At 50.3% G+C, this 15,517-nt stretch carries 13 protein-coding genes and 1 tRNA gene; 4 read left to right on the forward strand and 10 right to left on the reverse strand.

The genetic code is table 11. The features are described from left to right. Positions 1-807 precede the first annotated feature (807 nt). The 4 genes from JM656_RS15750 to JM656_RS15765 form a co-directional block, all read right to left on the reverse strand. Entirely contained in the window at positions 808-3,567 is a 2,760-nt protein-coding gene (locus JM656_RS15750) for a TOPRIM and DUF927 domain-containing protein (RefSeq protein WP_203358588.1), read from the reverse strand. Between the two features lie 77 nt (positions 3,568-3,644). Beyond that, a complete protein-coding gene (locus JM656_RS15755) occupies positions 3,645-3,815 on the reverse strand; it encodes an AlpA family transcriptional regulator (RefSeq protein ID WP_238929252.1) in 171 nt (56 codons plus the stop codon). A 335-nt stretch (positions 3,816-4,150) separates the two neighbouring features. Further along, positions 4,151-5,365, reverse strand: a complete 1,215-nt coding sequence (locus JM656_RS15760; RefSeq protein ID WP_203358590.1) for a tyrosine-type recombinase/integrase — start codon at positions 5,363-5,365, stop codon at positions 4,151-4,153. 164 nt (positions 5,366-5,529) lie between these two features. After that, positions 5,530-5,606, reverse strand: a tRNA-Arg gene (locus tag JM656_RS15765). A gap of 254 nt (positions 5,607-5,860) precedes the next feature. Between JM656_RS15765 and fimW the strand changes: the two genes are divergently transcribed. The 4 genes from fimW (at position 5,861) to fimZ (ending at position 9,323) form a co-directional block, all read left to right on the forward strand. Then, entirely contained in the window at positions 5,861-6,454 is a 594-nt protein-coding gene (gene fimW / locus JM656_RS15770) for a fimbria biosynthesis transcriptional regulator FimW (RefSeq protein ID WP_203358591.1), read from the forward strand. Between the two features lie 177 nt (positions 6,455-6,631). Beyond that, positions 6,632-7,357 (forward strand): EAL domain-containing protein, encoded by a 726-nt coding sequence (locus tag JM656_RS15775; protein WP_238929157.1) that lies wholly within the window; start codon positions 6,632-6,634, stop codon positions 7,355-7,357. Between the two features lie 18 nt (positions 7,358-7,375). After that, positions 7,376-8,086: a fimbriae Y protein gene (locus tag JM656_RS15780; protein WP_203358592.1), complete on the forward strand. Its 711-nt coding sequence runs from the start codon at positions 7,376-7,378 to the stop codon at positions 8,084-8,086. A 604-nt stretch (positions 8,087-8,690) separates the two neighbouring features. Then, positions 8,691-9,323, forward strand: a complete 633-nt coding sequence (fimZ, locus tag JM656_RS15785; RefSeq protein ID WP_203358593.1) for a fimbria biosynthesis transcriptional regulator FimZ — start codon at positions 8,691-8,693, stop codon at positions 9,321-9,323. Between the two features lie 48 nt (positions 9,324-9,371). Here the strand turns inward: fimZ and sfmF are convergent, their stop codons facing one another. The 6 genes from sfmF to fimA all read right to left on the reverse strand — a co-directional run bounded on the left by sfmF (position 9,372) and on the right by fimA (position 15,448). After that, complete coding sequence (gene sfmF / locus JM656_RS15790) at positions 9,372-9,890, reverse strand: fimbria assembly protein (RefSeq protein ID WP_203358594.1); 519 nt, start codon at positions 9,888-9,890, stop codon at positions 9,372-9,374. Between the two features lie 9 nt (positions 9,891-9,899). Continuing rightward, on the reverse strand, positions 9,900-10,907 hold the full coding sequence (gene fimH, locus JM656_RS15795) for a type 1 fimbria D-mannose specific adhesin FimH (protein WP_203358595.1): 1,008 nt from the start codon (positions 10,905-10,907) through the stop codon (positions 9,900-9,902). Between the two features lie 13 nt (positions 10,908-10,920). Continuing rightward, positions 10,921-13,533, reverse strand: coding sequence for a fimbrial biogenesis usher protein (locus JM656_RS15800; protein ID WP_203361305.1), 2,613 nt, complete (start codon positions 13,531-13,533; stop codon positions 10,921-10,923). Positions 13,534-13,547: 14 nt separating this feature from the next. Next, entirely contained in the window at positions 13,548-14,240 is a 693-nt protein-coding gene (gene fimC / locus JM656_RS15805; RefSeq protein ID WP_203358596.1) for a type 1 fimbria chaperone FimC, read from the reverse strand. A gap of 44 nt (positions 14,241-14,284) precedes the next feature. Further along, positions 14,285-14,818 (reverse strand): type 1 fimbrial protein subunit FimI, encoded by a 534-nt coding sequence (gene fimI, locus JM656_RS15810; RefSeq protein WP_203358597.1) that lies wholly within the window; start codon positions 14,816-14,818, stop codon positions 14,285-14,287. Between the two features lie 75 nt (positions 14,819-14,893). After that, a complete protein-coding gene (gene fimA, locus JM656_RS15815; protein WP_203358598.1) occupies positions 14,894-15,448 on the reverse strand; it encodes a type 1 fimbrial major subunit FimA in 555 nt (184 codons plus the stop codon). Positions 15,449-15,517: the final 69 nt, after the last annotated feature.

Genomic DNA, 15,517 nt, shown 5'->3' on the forward strand with positions numbered 1-15,517 from the left:
GACGCTTCCCATTATTTGGGCTAGCCCTCCAGCTACAACACGGTGAAACCTTCTGGTGTGAGGCATTGAGCCACACTGAGTGACGGCATAAATTGCCATAACAGAATCGCTAAAAGGGTTACTTCGTACATATATCGTCCACGTTTTACGAAGCAACCTAACTCCTTAATAAATAACAAACTGGTACGTTTAATTTTTGTGACTATCACTTACCGTTCATGGTCATCAATAGTCAATATGTTTACTGATGATTTATTCTACATTTTGTCGATATTTTGATAGGGATATATCGATATAATGTCGATACATAAACGTTTTATTTTTATATCGCTTTTTTGAGATAATATTAGATATATGTTTCACCTGAATCAGCTATTGTCATCGTTAAACAGAGGTCTGCTCCCCCAGAGGGTCGCCAGTCAATTTTCTACTGCAATACAAGGGCTGCCATACCGCTAGCCGACTATATGCTGAAATCTATACTGTCATTGCTATTCTTCATCATCTATCACCATTCTAGATATATAAAATGGCGTTGGTTCAGTTGATTCAGTTGGCTCGCAGGCCTCTAAACCACACCAGCTCTGACTTTTCCTGAACCAACAAACATAATATTTTGTCGGTCTAATCTCCTGCTTAGTCGGTTCACCGCCTGCCGACGAACAATTCACTACAGGGTAGTGTTAGTTCAAAACATGCTTTTGTTAGTTCGGTGTTGGTTCAGCTAAGAAAATAAAATCCTTATAAAACAACAAATTTAATATAGCTAACCGACTGAACCGACATATTTTTCTCGCCTCAGAGAAATTATCCTTTTGGTTGGCCGTAGTCTTCCAGCATGTAATGTAGAGCATAAACATTAATCTGCCGCCCCTGAACCCGTGGTGATTTACGCTGATACCCACGTCCGCTATTCGGCGGTGTCAACATCCCGGCATTTTTCAGCACCTCCGCAAACTGCTTCGCGTTGAACCCTGCGGCAATCTCCTTCTCAAAGATGGCAGGGAAGGTGTAGAAAATCATCGGACTTTCCTCGTGCTCTCCTTGCTGGCGATATCCGGCCAGCTCCCGGATTGGCAGATCGGCGGGCGAGTATGGAAATGGTGCAAAACGGCTCAGGCCATATGCGTTTAAAAAGGCCTCTGCCTGCTCAATGATTTGCCGGTGCTCTTTGTTGCCCGTCCCGAACTCCCGCAGCCAGGCATTATAGTTGTGCTGTATAGCATCCCGGCACGTCTGCACATCCCACCCGGTGATAACCCCACCCAACAACAATGCGGCTTCCAGAATGGCAAAGCGAGCGCCCACCCGATGAACCTGTTCACCATAGTCTGTAGGAATCAGACTGCGCCAGCGCGCTTCACATTCCCGTACGGTATCAATGGCCTGTTTCTGGTGATCTACCAGCCATTTAATCCATTCACGCCCAGCAGTGCCGTGATAGTGCTGGTACGCATCTTTTAGCGCATCGGCGTGTTGCTTACCGTTCAGGTATTCATGGAAACGAACTGCTTTACTCAGTGGAATATTCAGCAGCCGCACCAGTTGCCCGGCTTTGGTCTTGCGCCCTGAAGTAGTAATAAACGTTTCCAGGTCTATTTCTCCGGTACTGATAGCAACGGTGCGCCAGCGCTTTAAATCCCGGTTGCCACCTTCCTTTGCGCCCTGCAACTTACCCACACCATTAAATAGCGCATAAGCAGACTGTGACACGCTTATTGCATCAGCACCTTGCCCAACTTCATCCAGCGGCATCAACCCATCATTATGGGCGGCAGCTTCGTTTGCCAGCCCCAATGCCGTGCCGTACCACGTCAGACGCAATAAATCAGGATTACCATACAAGCTGGTTGCCACGTTTGCGGTGGTGGTCTTGCCTGCACTCGACTGCTCATAGAAGTGAATGCCGAACCCGTCTGCGCCGGACAGCCCGATTAATGGCGCGGCCAGCGCTGCGGCTATGGCGGTCATCATAGAGTAATTGCCGTTTGCCAGCCGCGCCACGCTGCTGCGCCAGTTTTCGGTTGTTCCCTGAGTGGTGTAACCGACAGTTGCAGAACTGCGACCAATGAAGAGCACAGGGTGTGTGGGAATACCGATGATCTCCCCGTCAGGCATGATGTAGGCCCCAGACTGCCAGCCGGTCGCATGAGCCACGCGCCATAACTCACGCTCACTGCTGCGTTGTAACCAGTCGGCCAGGATTGCCCGCAAATTGCTTTTGGTGGTGATGTTAATCCCGCCAGCCTTCAGGGTGCGCCAACCTTCACGCTCGCCAATATCAGCCAGGGGGATCGCGGCGGTTGTTGGTACATTTGAACCAAAAGCCCGCCAGCGAATGATCAGATACTGATCCTTATCATCCCGCCCGAAACCAATCACCTCCACAGGTGACGCCAGCCAGCTTTCGTGATGAATGATCCCGCCGCTTTCTTTATCCAACTTAGGAGTCACCCAGAAAACGCCGTCTTTCCTGCTCTCAATACGGGATTTCAATGGGTCTTGCTCTGGAGGGGCTACCTTGCCACTGCCAATGCTCTGTGCTTGTGGTTTCACCGCTTTTCTCTGTATCTGGCATATCGAATCGTTAAATGCGGTTGTGGCGGCTTCCAGCCCATATTGCTGGTGGTAGTCGTTCCAGTCTGCTTTGTGATCAGTTGGTGGTAATGCCACCCAACCAGCCACAGCAAAGGCGACTTTCTCTGCAGCATCTTTTCCTGTATTGGGTTCTCCCGGCTTAATATCATTGTCGGCAGCAATGATAATCTGGGCCTGCGGATACTTGCGGCGCATGATTTCAGCAACCCTCAGCAGATTTCCTGCGTCAATTGCCACCACCGCTAGTGCCTCCGGATTCATCACATGTGCAGATAAAACGGTCGCCAGCCCTTCTCCAATCAAGATAACTTGCGGTAATTGTTGCCCATTAATGATGTGGTATGCGCCCTTCTTTGCCGAACCCGTGAGTAGACGTTTCTCACCTTGCGCGTTGATGGTCTGTGCCGCTGTGACCATGCCGGATTCATCTACCAGAGCCAACAGCAGAGTTCCATCCGGCAGGATTGGAAATTTGAGGTAGTTTACCCCTTTCCCGACCAGATACGGGCTTTCCCCCGGTACAGCCCGCTTTGCTAAGGACTCATATCCCCGCACAAAAATAGCCCGGCGCTTCGCCACCTCCCCAGAAGCGAGTTGCTGCTGCGCCTGCTCATGGTAAAGGCGTTCAGAATCCAGTTGTTCATTTCGCTGGCTTGCTGCTTTTGTGTCAGCTACTGATTCCCGGGAATCAATAGCCAGCACACCAGCCACCAGCAACGCCGCATGAGTGGAGTTACAGCGATTAACCTTCTTTACCAGCTCCAGTCCATCACCAGCGCCACATTTGTTACAGAAATGCGATCCACGACCGTTGTCGTCGAACCGAAAGCGATCCCGTCCACCACAAGCCGGGCAAGAGGAGTGCTTGTGGGGTGAATCAGGCACGTCAATATTCAGACTCGCAAGGACAAAATACCATTGTCCGGAAGCGGCAGCGATTATAGAACGGATCAGGTCGACATTAAGCATTCTTCCCCCTCCATCCTCTGATGGCCATAAGGCAAACAGTTGTTTTGCAGAGTAATTTCACGGCTCATGTTTTCACCTCATTCCCCACGAGACTCAGCAATTCGCTGGGAAATCCAATCGTCGATGTCGCTTTCAACAAATGCGATTGATCGGGAGCCTATTTTGACAGGTTGTGGAAAACACCCTTGAGCGATGAGTCTGTAAATCCATGCCTTACCATACGTAGTACGGTGCATGACCTCTGGCATTTTGATTAGACGAATTGGCGTACTGCTACCGTGCTTTGGTGCAAAAGTTTCAGAAAATTTTGTTAAAGATTTTGGCATGCAAACACTCCTGATGAACAACTTGGCTCAGGAGGGGGCAGACAATTATTGTGAGGGCACTTACGGGATTAATAGCCCCACGTCTACTCCCAGCCTTAACCAAATAGGTTAAAAACTGAAATCGAGTGAGGCACTCTTGCGCCCGCAAAGTTCTTTAGGTTGTCATAACTGACTCTTCTACATTAACAGCGTCCTTTGTACACTTCAATCATATCCACAATATTTGAATGGATGTGACTAGACTCACCCCCGAGATGTCATCCTGCTTTACCAAACGAGCAATGTACCAAATTCCCACCGCGTTCCAGACTATCCATATAGTCTGCATACCACTGAAGCATTTCCCGGCGACCATCCAGGTATTGGGCATGATTGTATGTGCCGCGTATGGAATTCTTATCAGCGTGAGCGAGCTGTGTTTCAATCCATGCAGTGTTGTAGCCCTGTTCGTGAAGGATTGTGCTCATCGTGTGGCGAAAACCGTGACCTGTGGCTTTCCGGTCATAGCCAATGCGTTTAATCACCTGGTTAATGCTGGCTTCGCTCATTGGCTTGCCTGCGTCATTCCTGCCAGGGAAGACATACTTCCCGCGCCCAGTAAGCTGGTGAACCTCCTCCAGCAATTTTTTTACCTGGTTAGTGATCGGAACAATATGCGGCCTGCGCATCTTCATTCGTTCTGCTGGGATATTCCAGATGCCTTTCTCAAAATCTATATCAGCCCACTCTGATGCTCGTAGCTCTATGGTTCGCAAGCCAGTGAGCATTAGCAGGCGAGTCGCATTACGAGTTATCAAACTACCGCTGCAGTCGTTCAGTGCCCGAAGAAAACCCGGTATCTGGTCAGTGAGAAGGTGGGGGAAATGCTTCTGTTTAGGTGCCTTTAATGCACAGGCCAGATCCACTACAGGATTATTATCTGCTCTTCCGGTAATCACTGCATAGGTGAATATCTGGCGGCACGCCTGCCTGGTCTTTTTTAGCTTGTCCAGGACACCGCGCTGTTCCATCTTCCGCAGTACAGCGAGCATTTCAGCAGGTTTGATATCAGTAATCGCCCTATGCCCGATAAAGGGGAAAATATCTTTCTTTAGGTACTCCAGAATGTCGCGGGCATAGCCTGCCGACCAATTCGACCGTTTGTGCTCGTGCCATTCCAGCGCCAGCCGTTCAAAGCTGTTGGAAACAGCCATAAACTTTGCCTGTTTCTCTAACTGCTTTTCCTGTCCAGGATCGCCACCAGCGGCCAGAATCTTTTTTGCTTCGTCACGTTTAGTCCGCGCTTCGGCTAGGGTAACTGTTGGGTATACACCAAAAACTACGCGTTTCTCCTTCCCACCAATCCGATACTTTAATCGCCAGCTTTTGGTTCCGTTGGGGAAGATCTCAAGATACATGCCCCCACCATCTGAAATTTTATAGGCTTTCTCTTTGGCCTTTGCAGCCTTGATTTCTGTAGCTGTGAGTTTCATTTGGGGGCATCGATTATATTGAACCTGAGGGTGCCCCCAATAATGCCCCCATTCATGTGTGGATTTCAATAGATGTTAGTAGACTTTGAGATACTGAACATGGGTTAAAAACCACGTGACTACTGGTTTTAGTAGACATCAGGAGATATCGAAAGACTTGAAAATGGTGCGCCCTGCAGGATTCGAACCTGCGACCCACGGCTTAGAAGGCCGTTGCTCTATCCGACTGAGCTAAGGGCGCATTGTGAAGTTGTGACTTCATGCGGGTGAAACGCGTGAATTATACGGTCAGCACCTGCCGAGTCAATGGCTTTCGTACTGGTTGCTGATGAAGTGTACGAATGTCTCTCCTTTCCGGTCATTTGCAGGGTTCCAGGAAATCGCCTGGTAAGATCTCAGCCCCTGTAAAGAGGGATTTAAGGATATAAAGTATTTTAAAATTAATAAATTTAATTAATATTTGGCCTACCCTCTCTGCTGTTTTGGATGTTTTCTATGCTGAGTGTCGCTATCAAGGAACAAAATAGTCACTTCGAACATGGTCTGAAAATCATTATTACCCGTCTGGCTGAACAGTGGCATCAGGAAATTCAGTTTCTCCCTGTCGGCTTACTGGATACTGCGGAAATCGCCTTCGTATCACTTGATGAAGACTGGTTTAGTGCAGGTTGCTATCAGGTTCCGGTGCATACACGACATCAGCAAAGGATCATTATCTGCAACAAAAATGAAAAAGAAAAATTGATGTTCAGGCCCTGTCTCTACATGCTTCCGCATATTTATCGTGAAGATGATGTGGAGGAGATCACCCGAAAAATGGTCCTTATTCTGCAAAAACGCGCGCTCCGTCATCGTGTTCCCCCGGCAATCTGTCATTACTGTACCACTCGCCACTTTTCTATTTTAGAACGCCAGTTATTAAAATTTCTCGCTCAAGGCTACCCCTTAGCAGAAAGCGCAGAACGCCTCTCGCTGAGCGAACATCAAGCAAAATCCCTTCGCCATCGCATTATGAGAAAACTGCATCTTAAAAACGACCAACAATTTCTCCACTACATTAGAGTCAATTTAGATTTTCTGCAGGAGTAGACGCCTGGCCGTTTTTCTTAGCATGTTGCGAAATGTCTCATCAATAATTAAGTAGTCTCGCCTACAGATGCGCTTTTGATGCTGCCACACTAACGCACTGGAAATATTTCAATGTACTGAAATATTCAGGAGCCGGAGATATCCAGCGGCGTTGACTCTGTTTACAGGAGCTGCTTTGTGGCAAAGAGCCCGTCAATACAGGACAGTAATTTCGCCTATACTGCTTTTCCCACCAATACAGGTCGTGCCCTTCACTCCGAATTTAGGTTAAAGCTAGAACCGATTGTTAATCTGTCTTCTGCACAAACGTTCGGCTATGAAGTGTTAACACAACTTCATCCCCCCGGGAATGCTGAACATTTTTTTGGCGAACTTCCGCCTGAACGTCTGCTGGCGCATTTTTTCCAGCAACTCACCGCTATTGCACATTATCCCCAGGACCGTTGGTATTTCCTTAATCTCCCGATGAATGCGCTGCTGCATTGGGATTTGTTTAATTTGGCAATGGCACTCTACCCGCCGAATGTGATTATTGAAATCCAGGACCCGGAAACATTTTTCACCCTCAATTTGTCACAACGATCTCTGCTATATGAAAAAGTTCAGCATATTGAAGCAAATGGTATCCCGGTGTGGCTGGATGATGTCGATGAGTCATTAATCGCAACATTTGCTGCCGCAAACTGGCGTCTGAGCGGCCTAAAACTGGATAAGAATGCGTTCTGGGCGTTGAGCGCATCCCCTCATAAACTGCATCAGGTTGTCCTTATGGGGTATAACATTGCAACGGCTGTACTGATTGAAGGTATTGAAAATCATCAGCAAAAGGAAATTGCCTATCGCTCTGGCGCAGACCTGGGTCAGGGATATTTATGGCCAGCGCTTTTGCCGGATAGAAAGTAAAAAACGGAAAAAGAAAGGATGCGCAGAGAACGGCATCGTCGTTTAAGGAACGCCAGTTGCACACGCAATCCCTCCCGGACAACACAACAGGTCGTTGACCAGATTGAATATCTGGATCAAAGACTCAATTATGCGTTGCCGGACAGCGCCTTCTCACAAGCGATTGTGACGACCGATCGCTATCTGGGCTATACGCTCAACCGCTATCTCTTTTCCGGTAAACGCACTGCAGTATTCAGCACGCTCGATTCCCCTTCGCTTAGACCTGAAGGATCACACCTTCGCCAACTGGTGATCGATATGGAAGGACTGGCGATTTCCTGCTATGAAACGCTCGAGCGTTTACGCCTGCTCATTCGCGAGCGAAACGAGATTCACATCTATCTTCTGGTTTCTGGCAAAGACGCCAGCCTGGTTCAGTTTATGCGAATGGCCGGAAATTTTCAGATCCTGCCCCGCCGTCAGGATCTCTCCTCGCTGCGCAAGGCACTATTATCCCCGCCAGAAGATGCTCTCCAGCCAGACCCCTTCAGCCACGCCGACTGGGCGATAATTTCTGCCTTATCGCAAGGTGTTACATTAAAGACAATCGCCCGTTTGCAAAATACGCCATACCATCGGGTAATTTATCGAATTAATCGCCTGACGGCACGGCTTGAACTTCCCCACCGCCAAAGTTTACTGCATCTGATTCATCGTCTCAGCATTACTTCTCTTCACTTAATTTAACACCCTAAGCCACTATGCCGTAAGAATTTTTAAGAAATTACTTATTTTACATACGGACTAAATGTAAATTTTTCACAAAAAATTAATATTTACAACTATTCCTGGTATTCTCCTACGCCAGCAATATTCGAAAAACGCTTAATTTATAGGGGTTTTTTATTTTACCTTCTGAAAAAACAGCACAATCACACATAACACACGTTAAACAATTGGTTTTTTGTTTTGTTTTTTACATTTAAAAAAACACTTTAACCCACGATAAGGCAAACCTTAAGGCAATAATTCCAACTACTGTTAAACTGCCTAAACCGTGCAGAATATTGTAACTGACTGGGACAATGGTCGTTCTATAAGCCTTTTCCGAAAAAACAGACCAGGTATAATCCGTCTTGTTCTTTGGTTAAAAAATAAATTTCTTTTGTTGGTGCGAAATGGATATTCCACACACTCATTGCTCTTACGCAAAATAGCCAGCTAACAGGGATGTCATTGCATTTGCCATGACCTTATTTCATGGGGAGAGTTTCTGGCTATTTGACAATATCTACGACGTCTCCATTTATCGACAAATGCAAGACGCACGAACAGTCTGAGGCATACAACAATGAAACCAGCATCCGTTATTATTATGGACGAACACCCTATTGTCAGAATGTCGATAGAAGTGCTTCTCGAAAAAAATAACAATATCCAGGTTGTCCTGAAAACCGATGACAATCGCACAGCGATCGATTATCTGCGCACTTACCCCGTAGATCTCGTTATTCTGGACATCGAACTTCCCGGTACGGACGGATTTACGCTGCTAAAGAGGATCAAATCGATACAGGAAAACACGCGGGTTTTGTTTTTATCGTCAAAATCGGAGTCTTTTTATGCAGGCCGGGCAATCCGGGCTGGCGCGAATGGTTTCGTCAGCAAAAGAAAAGATCTGAACGACATTTATAATGCGGTAAAAATGATCCTCGCGGGATATTCCTTTTTTCCTTCGGATACACTTAATTTCATCAGCAATATTAACATGCGAAAAGGAGAGCTAAATGATATGCCGCTCTCAAATCGCGAGGTCACGGTTTTACGTTATCTGGCGAACGGATTATCAAATAAAGAAATCGCCGAGCAGCTCTTACTCAGCAACAAAACCATCAGCGCTCACAAAGCCAACATTTTTTCTAAGCTCGGTCTGAACACAATAGTGGAGCTTATTGATTACGCCAAAGTACACGAACTCTTGTAATAACACTCCCGGCGAGACATCGTTCGGGAGTGCTGAGAACGCGTTACCTCAGTTGTAGTTAATCATAAATGTCGCATCCGCCTTTGCACTGCCAGGCTGAACGCCGTCGGCTAATGCGATGTAATTGGCAAAAAAGGTCAGCGTCGCATTGCCGTTTTCATCAATACTGACCGGCGGACTGGCTTGCTCAAGCGGCAACCGGGTTTTACCGCTGTCTCGAATTTCAATCGCCACCTTTTGCGCCATCACCGCATCGTCCAGCGCCAACAGCGACGTTCCCGGCGCGGGCGTTCCAGAAAACGTCATCGAGGCGGAACCGGGCGGACAACCTTCCAGTTTTAAGCTAAAGGGGACCGGCTGTGTCGTGTCCCCCGTTGAGCGCAGCTGTTTCGTCGGCCAGCTGCCGAGCTCAACCGTTTTATTGCTGTCACCGGCAATGACCGCGCAGGTAAAATCCACCACATTCCCGCGCAGTTCAATGTTGATCTCCCCCAGCGACGACTCAGCCAGACTAAACGGACTGAACAGCGTGCTACACACCATGACAAAAAAGAGCCGGATCATCATGCGTTCTCCTTAGTCATAATCCACGCGTAGATACCCTCGCGCGGTGAAAGGACCTTCCGTGGGCTTACTTCCGGTCACGCTCACTGGCCACGCGCGGATCCCGACATTCGCCTGAGCATTATCATCAAGGCGAAACGGAATTTTGCTCGCCAGATCGTTGGGGGTCAGCGGTACGCCGCTGCCATCCGACACGATAAACCCTAAGTCCGGATTATCAGAGACCATCGCTTTCCCCGACACTTTCTCCGCTTCCAGGCGCATGGATAAATAGGCTTGCGCCGCCACATTGGTGCATTTAATGGCGATCGTTTTCGTTTGCGGCGTGATCCCCTCCGGACGATTCCCCGCGCCCGCTTTGCTAAACAACGCCGCGCCGATATCGCCGAAATCAAACTCCACCACTTCTCCGGCATTCACTTTGCAGCTTTGCGGCACTTCCACTTTGCCGCTGTAGCTGATGGTGTAAACCGGCGTACTCAGCGCATCGCCGTTGCTGGTCGTTACATAGACCGTGAACATGGTCTGGCGGGGAATCGGCACCATATTGATAAAGGGACGAATTACCTTCAGTTTGAAGATAAGCTTTGAATCCATCACCCCAAAAGGTTTCTGTTTTGAAACGTTGGGATGCGTCCCCATACGGATATAGCTGCGAGGCGGATAAAACAGCCCCGCATAGCTGTCTGTAATACTCATGGCCCCCAGCAGGTAGTCATTGAGTTTCAGATACTGAAACCCGCCTTCCGTGCTTTGTACGGGGAGTTCGCTCACATAGCTGCGGTAGGTATAGTTCACCGTGGTCCCGGCAGGACAGGTGGCATTCACGCCAACCCAACCTGACTTTTCCGGTAGCGTCACGACTTGCCCCACCTGGTTATTACTGCTGGTAAAGACATTCGACAGATCGTAAAAAACATCTGTCGGCGTACCGTTTGAGTTATAACAAACCGTCGCCAATGCCGGGTTTGCCAGCAACAACGCAGCGCCACCCAGCAATAATCCTGTATGTCGTTTCATCTTCTTTTTCCTTTCATGGCGACGGGCGTTCACAGGTCGCATTGCTCAGCGTGACCGCTTGTTTCAGGCTCTCTTCCGGTAAGGCGTAGTGCGCCACGCAGCGTGAGTTCGCCCCCTCCCCCCATTGAATAAGCAGGTCACCGCTCAGCGGTAATCCGCTCAGGTAGATTTGCCCGTCGTCGCCGACCATGCTGGTAACGCCACTGGCGGTCTCACGGACAACGGAGCCAAATGGAACAGGCCGGTCCCCCTGTTTCACCGTGATCATCGCGCGTACGCCAATGCGCGTTTCAAACGCCGCACGGACCAGCGCCCCTTGCGTCGGTACCACGCTGCTGACGTTGTTTTCCACGTCGGTGTGGTTATTCATGGAGTTGGTATCCAGCGCCACACGGTTATAGCGGTACACCGTGGCATAGGGCATCACCGCGTAGCCACGCCAGTCGGTCTGTATCCCGGTCTGGTTTTCGATGTGCACCCCTTCAGCCCCTGGCGCTTTAATCAGTACGTTGGTGTCGCCCAGTGGCTGACTGAGGGTAATGCCGTCGGCATGCCCGACCATGCCGCCAGAAAGCTGCCAGTTGTAATCATGCTGGTCGCGATCGTAGTTGTAGCCCACCCCGAGCGTGCCATAAGCGGCTTGCCAGTTCGCACTGGCGCTACCGCTGTAACCGTTGGTGCTGCTGCGTCCCTGGTTCACGCTGTAGCTCAGGTTGCGTCCCTCCAGCAACGTACCGCCGACACCGGTTTGCCAACTGTTCTGCCCATCGCTGTTGCGACTGCCGTTGAAGGTGGCGTAGGTACGATCCAGCGCATTGTCACGCGAGTAACGCCGTCCGGTGAGGACGCTAAACGGAACCGACATGTTGAACGCCAGAATACGGTCGGTGCCGGAAATGCCGACGGATTCGTTCCACGACCACGAGAGGGAATAGCTAATGCCCTGCCAGCCACTGGCATAGCCAAGCTGATACCAGCTGTTGGCTTCCGACGTATTCCAGTAAGTTTGCTGGCTGCCAGAAACATACAGCGAGCCGTAATCCCCCAGATTCTGTGAAATATTGACCTGGAAACGCCCTTTTTTGCTGTAGCTCAGATTGTGATAGCTCTGCACCACCGGCACTTCATGGCGATTGCCTTCACTGTCATATTCATATTCGTAACCTTCCATGCTGCGGTACGCCACATCATCAAGGGTGTAAAACCCCCGGGTGGAATAGCGATAGCCCAGAAGCTGGAAGTTCGTGCCGAAATTATTGAGCGATTTGGCGTACAGAAAACGCAGCGACTGCCCTTCGTGCGTACTGTCATCCGCCAGTTGGCTGCGCGCATGGGTGACGTCGACAGACACTGCCCCCCAGTCGCCCAGGTTTCGTCCGGCGCCCAGCACCATGGCGCTATAGCGCGACGCCAGCTGCGTCCCGCCATAGGCGGTGTAGCCTTGTGGCAGCCCGGCGATGACGGTGCCCTGAAAAAAGAATGGCGAAGATTGCTGGCTATTGCCGCTACGGTAATCCCCGGCCACCAGATCATATTTGATTCGCCCTTCGCGCTGCAGAAGCGGCACGGTGGAATACGGCACGGTGTAGCGCTGCTGACTGCCGTCTTTTTCATCTACCGTCACCTCAAGGTCGCCGCTTGAAGAGGTCGGGTTAAGGTCGGTAATGGCAAACGCGCCTGGCGAAACATAACTCTGATAAATCACGTACCCATTCTGGCGAATGGTCAGTTTTGCGGGCGTGCGGGCGATCCCTCTAACAGTCGGGGCATAACCTTGCAGGCTATCGGGATACATATTGTCGGAAGAGTAGAGCCGCGCCCCGCGAAAGCCCACGCTGTCGAACACGTCGTTGCCCGTATTGCTGTCGCCCATCACCAGTTCTCCCTTCAGGGGAATGATGGCGCGTTGCAGCCAGGTGCCGATGTTTTTCCAGCTCTGTGAGTGATATCCGTCGCCTTTGTTGTAGCTCCATGCGCCGTTATTTCGCAGCCGCCAGGGACCATAATTGAGACCACTCATCAGGCTTAAAAAATAGCTGTCGCTGTCGTTTCCGCGACTGCCGGTAAAGCTGTAGTTGATTAACGCTACGGGGATACCTTCATCCCACTCTTCCGGCGGAATGTATCCGCGCGCGCTATTGAGCATTGATGCCTGCGGCAGGCTCACGTTGAGCCGCAGGGTAGCAAAATCGAAGGCGATTTCCGTGCCCGGTATCGCCTCCGGTAAATTGATGCAGGTGTTGTCCTTTTCCTGACTCAACGCAGGAAACGCAGCGGTGTTAATCCCCAGGCGCTTAACCCACTCCAGGTTAAAGCAGGGCATTAACCCTCCCGACTTTTCACCGGTCTTCACCGTTGTCGTTTCAAAGCGAATATCCTGGGTGGCGACAAACTCATCGTTGCGCCAGATATCGACACGGTAAACGCCGGGAGGCTGATGATTGCCTTTCTCAAAGCGTGACAAATCCGCCACGGATGCCGCATCCGATGATAAAAAAGCCGGGTTAAAGTAACTTTCCCCCTGACTTAAGGAGGGATAGAGTGCCGCCAGCGTCGACAGCGCCACCCCCGTCAGATGTGGCGTAAACCCCGGAAGCAGGCCGGGAAAATACGTTGTCTTCTTCATCATTTTCTCACGGTTCAGCGCAGGCTAACCGTTTTGGCCGGGGTCACTGCGCCATAATCATTGACCGTCTGGAACGTCACGTTTCCCTGCGCGCCGCCAGGCAACAGGATCTGGGTGTCACTTTTCGGCGCCACCATGACGTTATCCACTTTTTGGCTTCCCACTTTCAGGTTGACCAGCGTGAGGTAATAGGCAGATGGGTTGGTGATTTTCAGGTGGTTGCCGCTACGGGAGAATTGCAGCAGACCAGGCGCCTCTTCTGAGATCTGCGGCAGATTGCCCGGGCGAACAAACAGCTTAATGCGCGACAAAATCGCCAGTTGCAGGACGTTCTTCCCTTCGAGGTTGTTTTTATCCACCGACGGTATCGCTTTCACATTCATCCAGAACAGCGATTCGCGGTCAGTCGGCAGCGGTTGTCCGGCGTAAATGATACGCAGCGTGTTTTCGCTTTTGGGTTCGCTGACAAAAAGGGGCGGCGTGACGATAAACGTTTTTTCTTTGACACCCGCGCTGTTCTCAACCCAGGAATTGACCAGATAACGTTCTTTGCTGTCGCTATTGCTAATGGCTAACGACGTTTGTTTCGCCTCTGCCGGATAAATAACACGCGTCGCACCTAATGCGATACCTCCCGCGGCCTGTGCGCTAAACGAGGAAATTAAGGCAATAAAAATAATAAGGCCTGATTTAATGAATGTAAGCATGGCAAAAAATACCTTTTGCGTTTTATTAGCGTCGCGGAAATAAATCAGGGGTAAACCAGCGTAAACCACACATCTGAATGAATACTTCCCGGCGTCATATTTTCCGAGATTGCCCGATAGCGAGCAGTGAAATGGAAAGTCATCTCTTGCGTTAAAATAGGGGCGTAATGGAGAGGCAATGCGTTCGGTATAATTTGCCGTTGTTGCTCATCAAATAAGGCAAGGCCGATTCCGGATGCAGAACCGGCGTCGCTGCTGGCAAGGAATACCTGCGGGTCTTCCACTGGCGTTACGCCTGAAAACGCAATGCCGACGTGGTCATAAACATCTGAACTGCATGATGTTAAGCGTAACGAGAAAGGCACACTGACAGGGGCGAAACTGCCGGGGCCCGCAAACGCATTCGTACGGTATTGCCCCATTTGCACGCGTAAATCCTCACTTTCTGAGGCTACCGTGCAGGCACCGTTCACCAGTTTTCCGCGCAAATGGAGACGTCCGCTCTCCAGTATTACCGTATGCGCACTGACAGACATCGCGCAGAGCACTCCCGCCAACGCCACGCCTTTCCTCATCATCAACCACATCCCTTATCATCCCCGGTGTTGCCTCATCCATTGAGGCACGCGTCATCCTTGCTCAAACCTGAACGCTTACTCGTACTTCATGATGAAGGTGGCATCAGCATTAGCCTGACCCGGCGTTGCGCTTGCTGCGGTAGCTTTATAGCGTGCAGAGAAACGCAGGGTGTTCGTGCCTTCTACCAGCGCCTGAGCCGTTGAGAACGTCGCGCCATCCGGCTTCAACGCAGACGATTTGCTGTCCAGAATTTCGATACCCACACCGCCTGCCGTTGTGCTGTTATCGGAGGAGGAAACCGCCAGCAGGGCATCGTTGCTCAGGTCGCTTTGACCGGAGAACGCAACCGCAGCGGTCGCCGCTACGCTGGGATCACAGTCATTCAGGACAATGCTGAACGGGATCTGTGCCGTGGTGTCACCCACTGCGGCAAAGCTGGCTGTACGGTACTGGCCCAGCGTCACTACCTGATCCGCAGACTGGGTGCTAACGGCACATGCCGCATTGACCAACTCACCTTCAAAGTGAACGGTGCCGCCGCTAACGCTCACCGGATCTGCCGCAACAGCGGAGCCCGCAACGAGCATCAGGCCAGCAATAACAGAAGAGGTCATTAATTTAAGTTTCATGGGTTTCCCTTGCATTACACACATTCGGTTCCGGCTTCCTGCGGGATCCGTTTGAATCAATATCGACAT

This window comes from Citrobacter sp. R56, assembly GCF_016811995.1.
GTDB classification, from domain to species: Bacteria; Pseudomonadota; Gammaproteobacteria; order Enterobacterales; family Enterobacteriaceae; genus Citrobacter_D; species Citrobacter_D enshiensis.

Bases quoted from the DNA above. Each gene is read 5' to 3' on its own strand.
- JM656_RS15750 (WP_203358588.1), bottom strand. From the start codon at position 3,567: ATGCTTAATGTCGACCTGATCCGTTCTATAATCGCTGCCGCTTCCGGA.
- JM656_RS15755 (WP_238929252.1), bottom strand. From the start codon at position 3,815: ATGCCAGAGGTCATGCACCGTACTACGTATGGTAAGGCATGGATTTAC.
- JM656_RS15760 (WP_203358590.1), bottom strand. From the start codon at position 5,365: ATGAAACTCACAGCTACAGAAATCAAGGCTGCAAAGGCCAAAGAGAAA.
- fimW (WP_203358591.1), top strand. From the start codon at position 5,861: ATGCTGAGTGTCGCTATCAAGGAACAAAATAGTCACTTCGAACATGGT.
- JM656_RS15780 (WP_203358592.1), top strand. From the start codon at position 7,376: ATGCGCAGAGAACGGCATCGTCGTTTAAGGAACGCCAGTTGCACACGC.
- fimZ (WP_203358593.1), top strand. From the start codon at position 8,691: ATGAAACCAGCATCCGTTATTATTATGGACGAACACCCTATTGTCAGA.
- sfmF (WP_203358594.1), bottom strand. From the start codon at position 9,890: ATGATGATCCGGCTCTTTTTTGTCATGGTGTGTAGCACGCTGTTCAGT.
- fimH (WP_203358595.1), bottom strand. From the start codon at position 10,907: ATGAAACGACATACAGGATTATTGCTGGGTGGCGCTGCGTTGTTGCTG.
- JM656_RS15800 (WP_203361305.1), bottom strand. From the start codon at position 13,533: ATGAAGAAGACAACGTATTTTCCCGGCCTGCTTCCGGGGTTTACGCCA.
- fimC (WP_203358596.1), bottom strand. From the start codon at position 14,240: ATGCTTACATTCATTAAATCAGGCCTTATTATTTTTATTGCCTTAATT.
- fimI (WP_203358597.1), bottom strand. From the start codon at position 14,818: ATGATGAGGAAAGGCGTGGCGTTGGCGGGAGTGCTCTGCGCGATGTCT.
- fimA (WP_203358598.1), bottom strand. From the start codon at position 15,448: ATGAAACTTAAATTAATGACCTCTTCTGTTATTGCTGGCCTGATGCTC.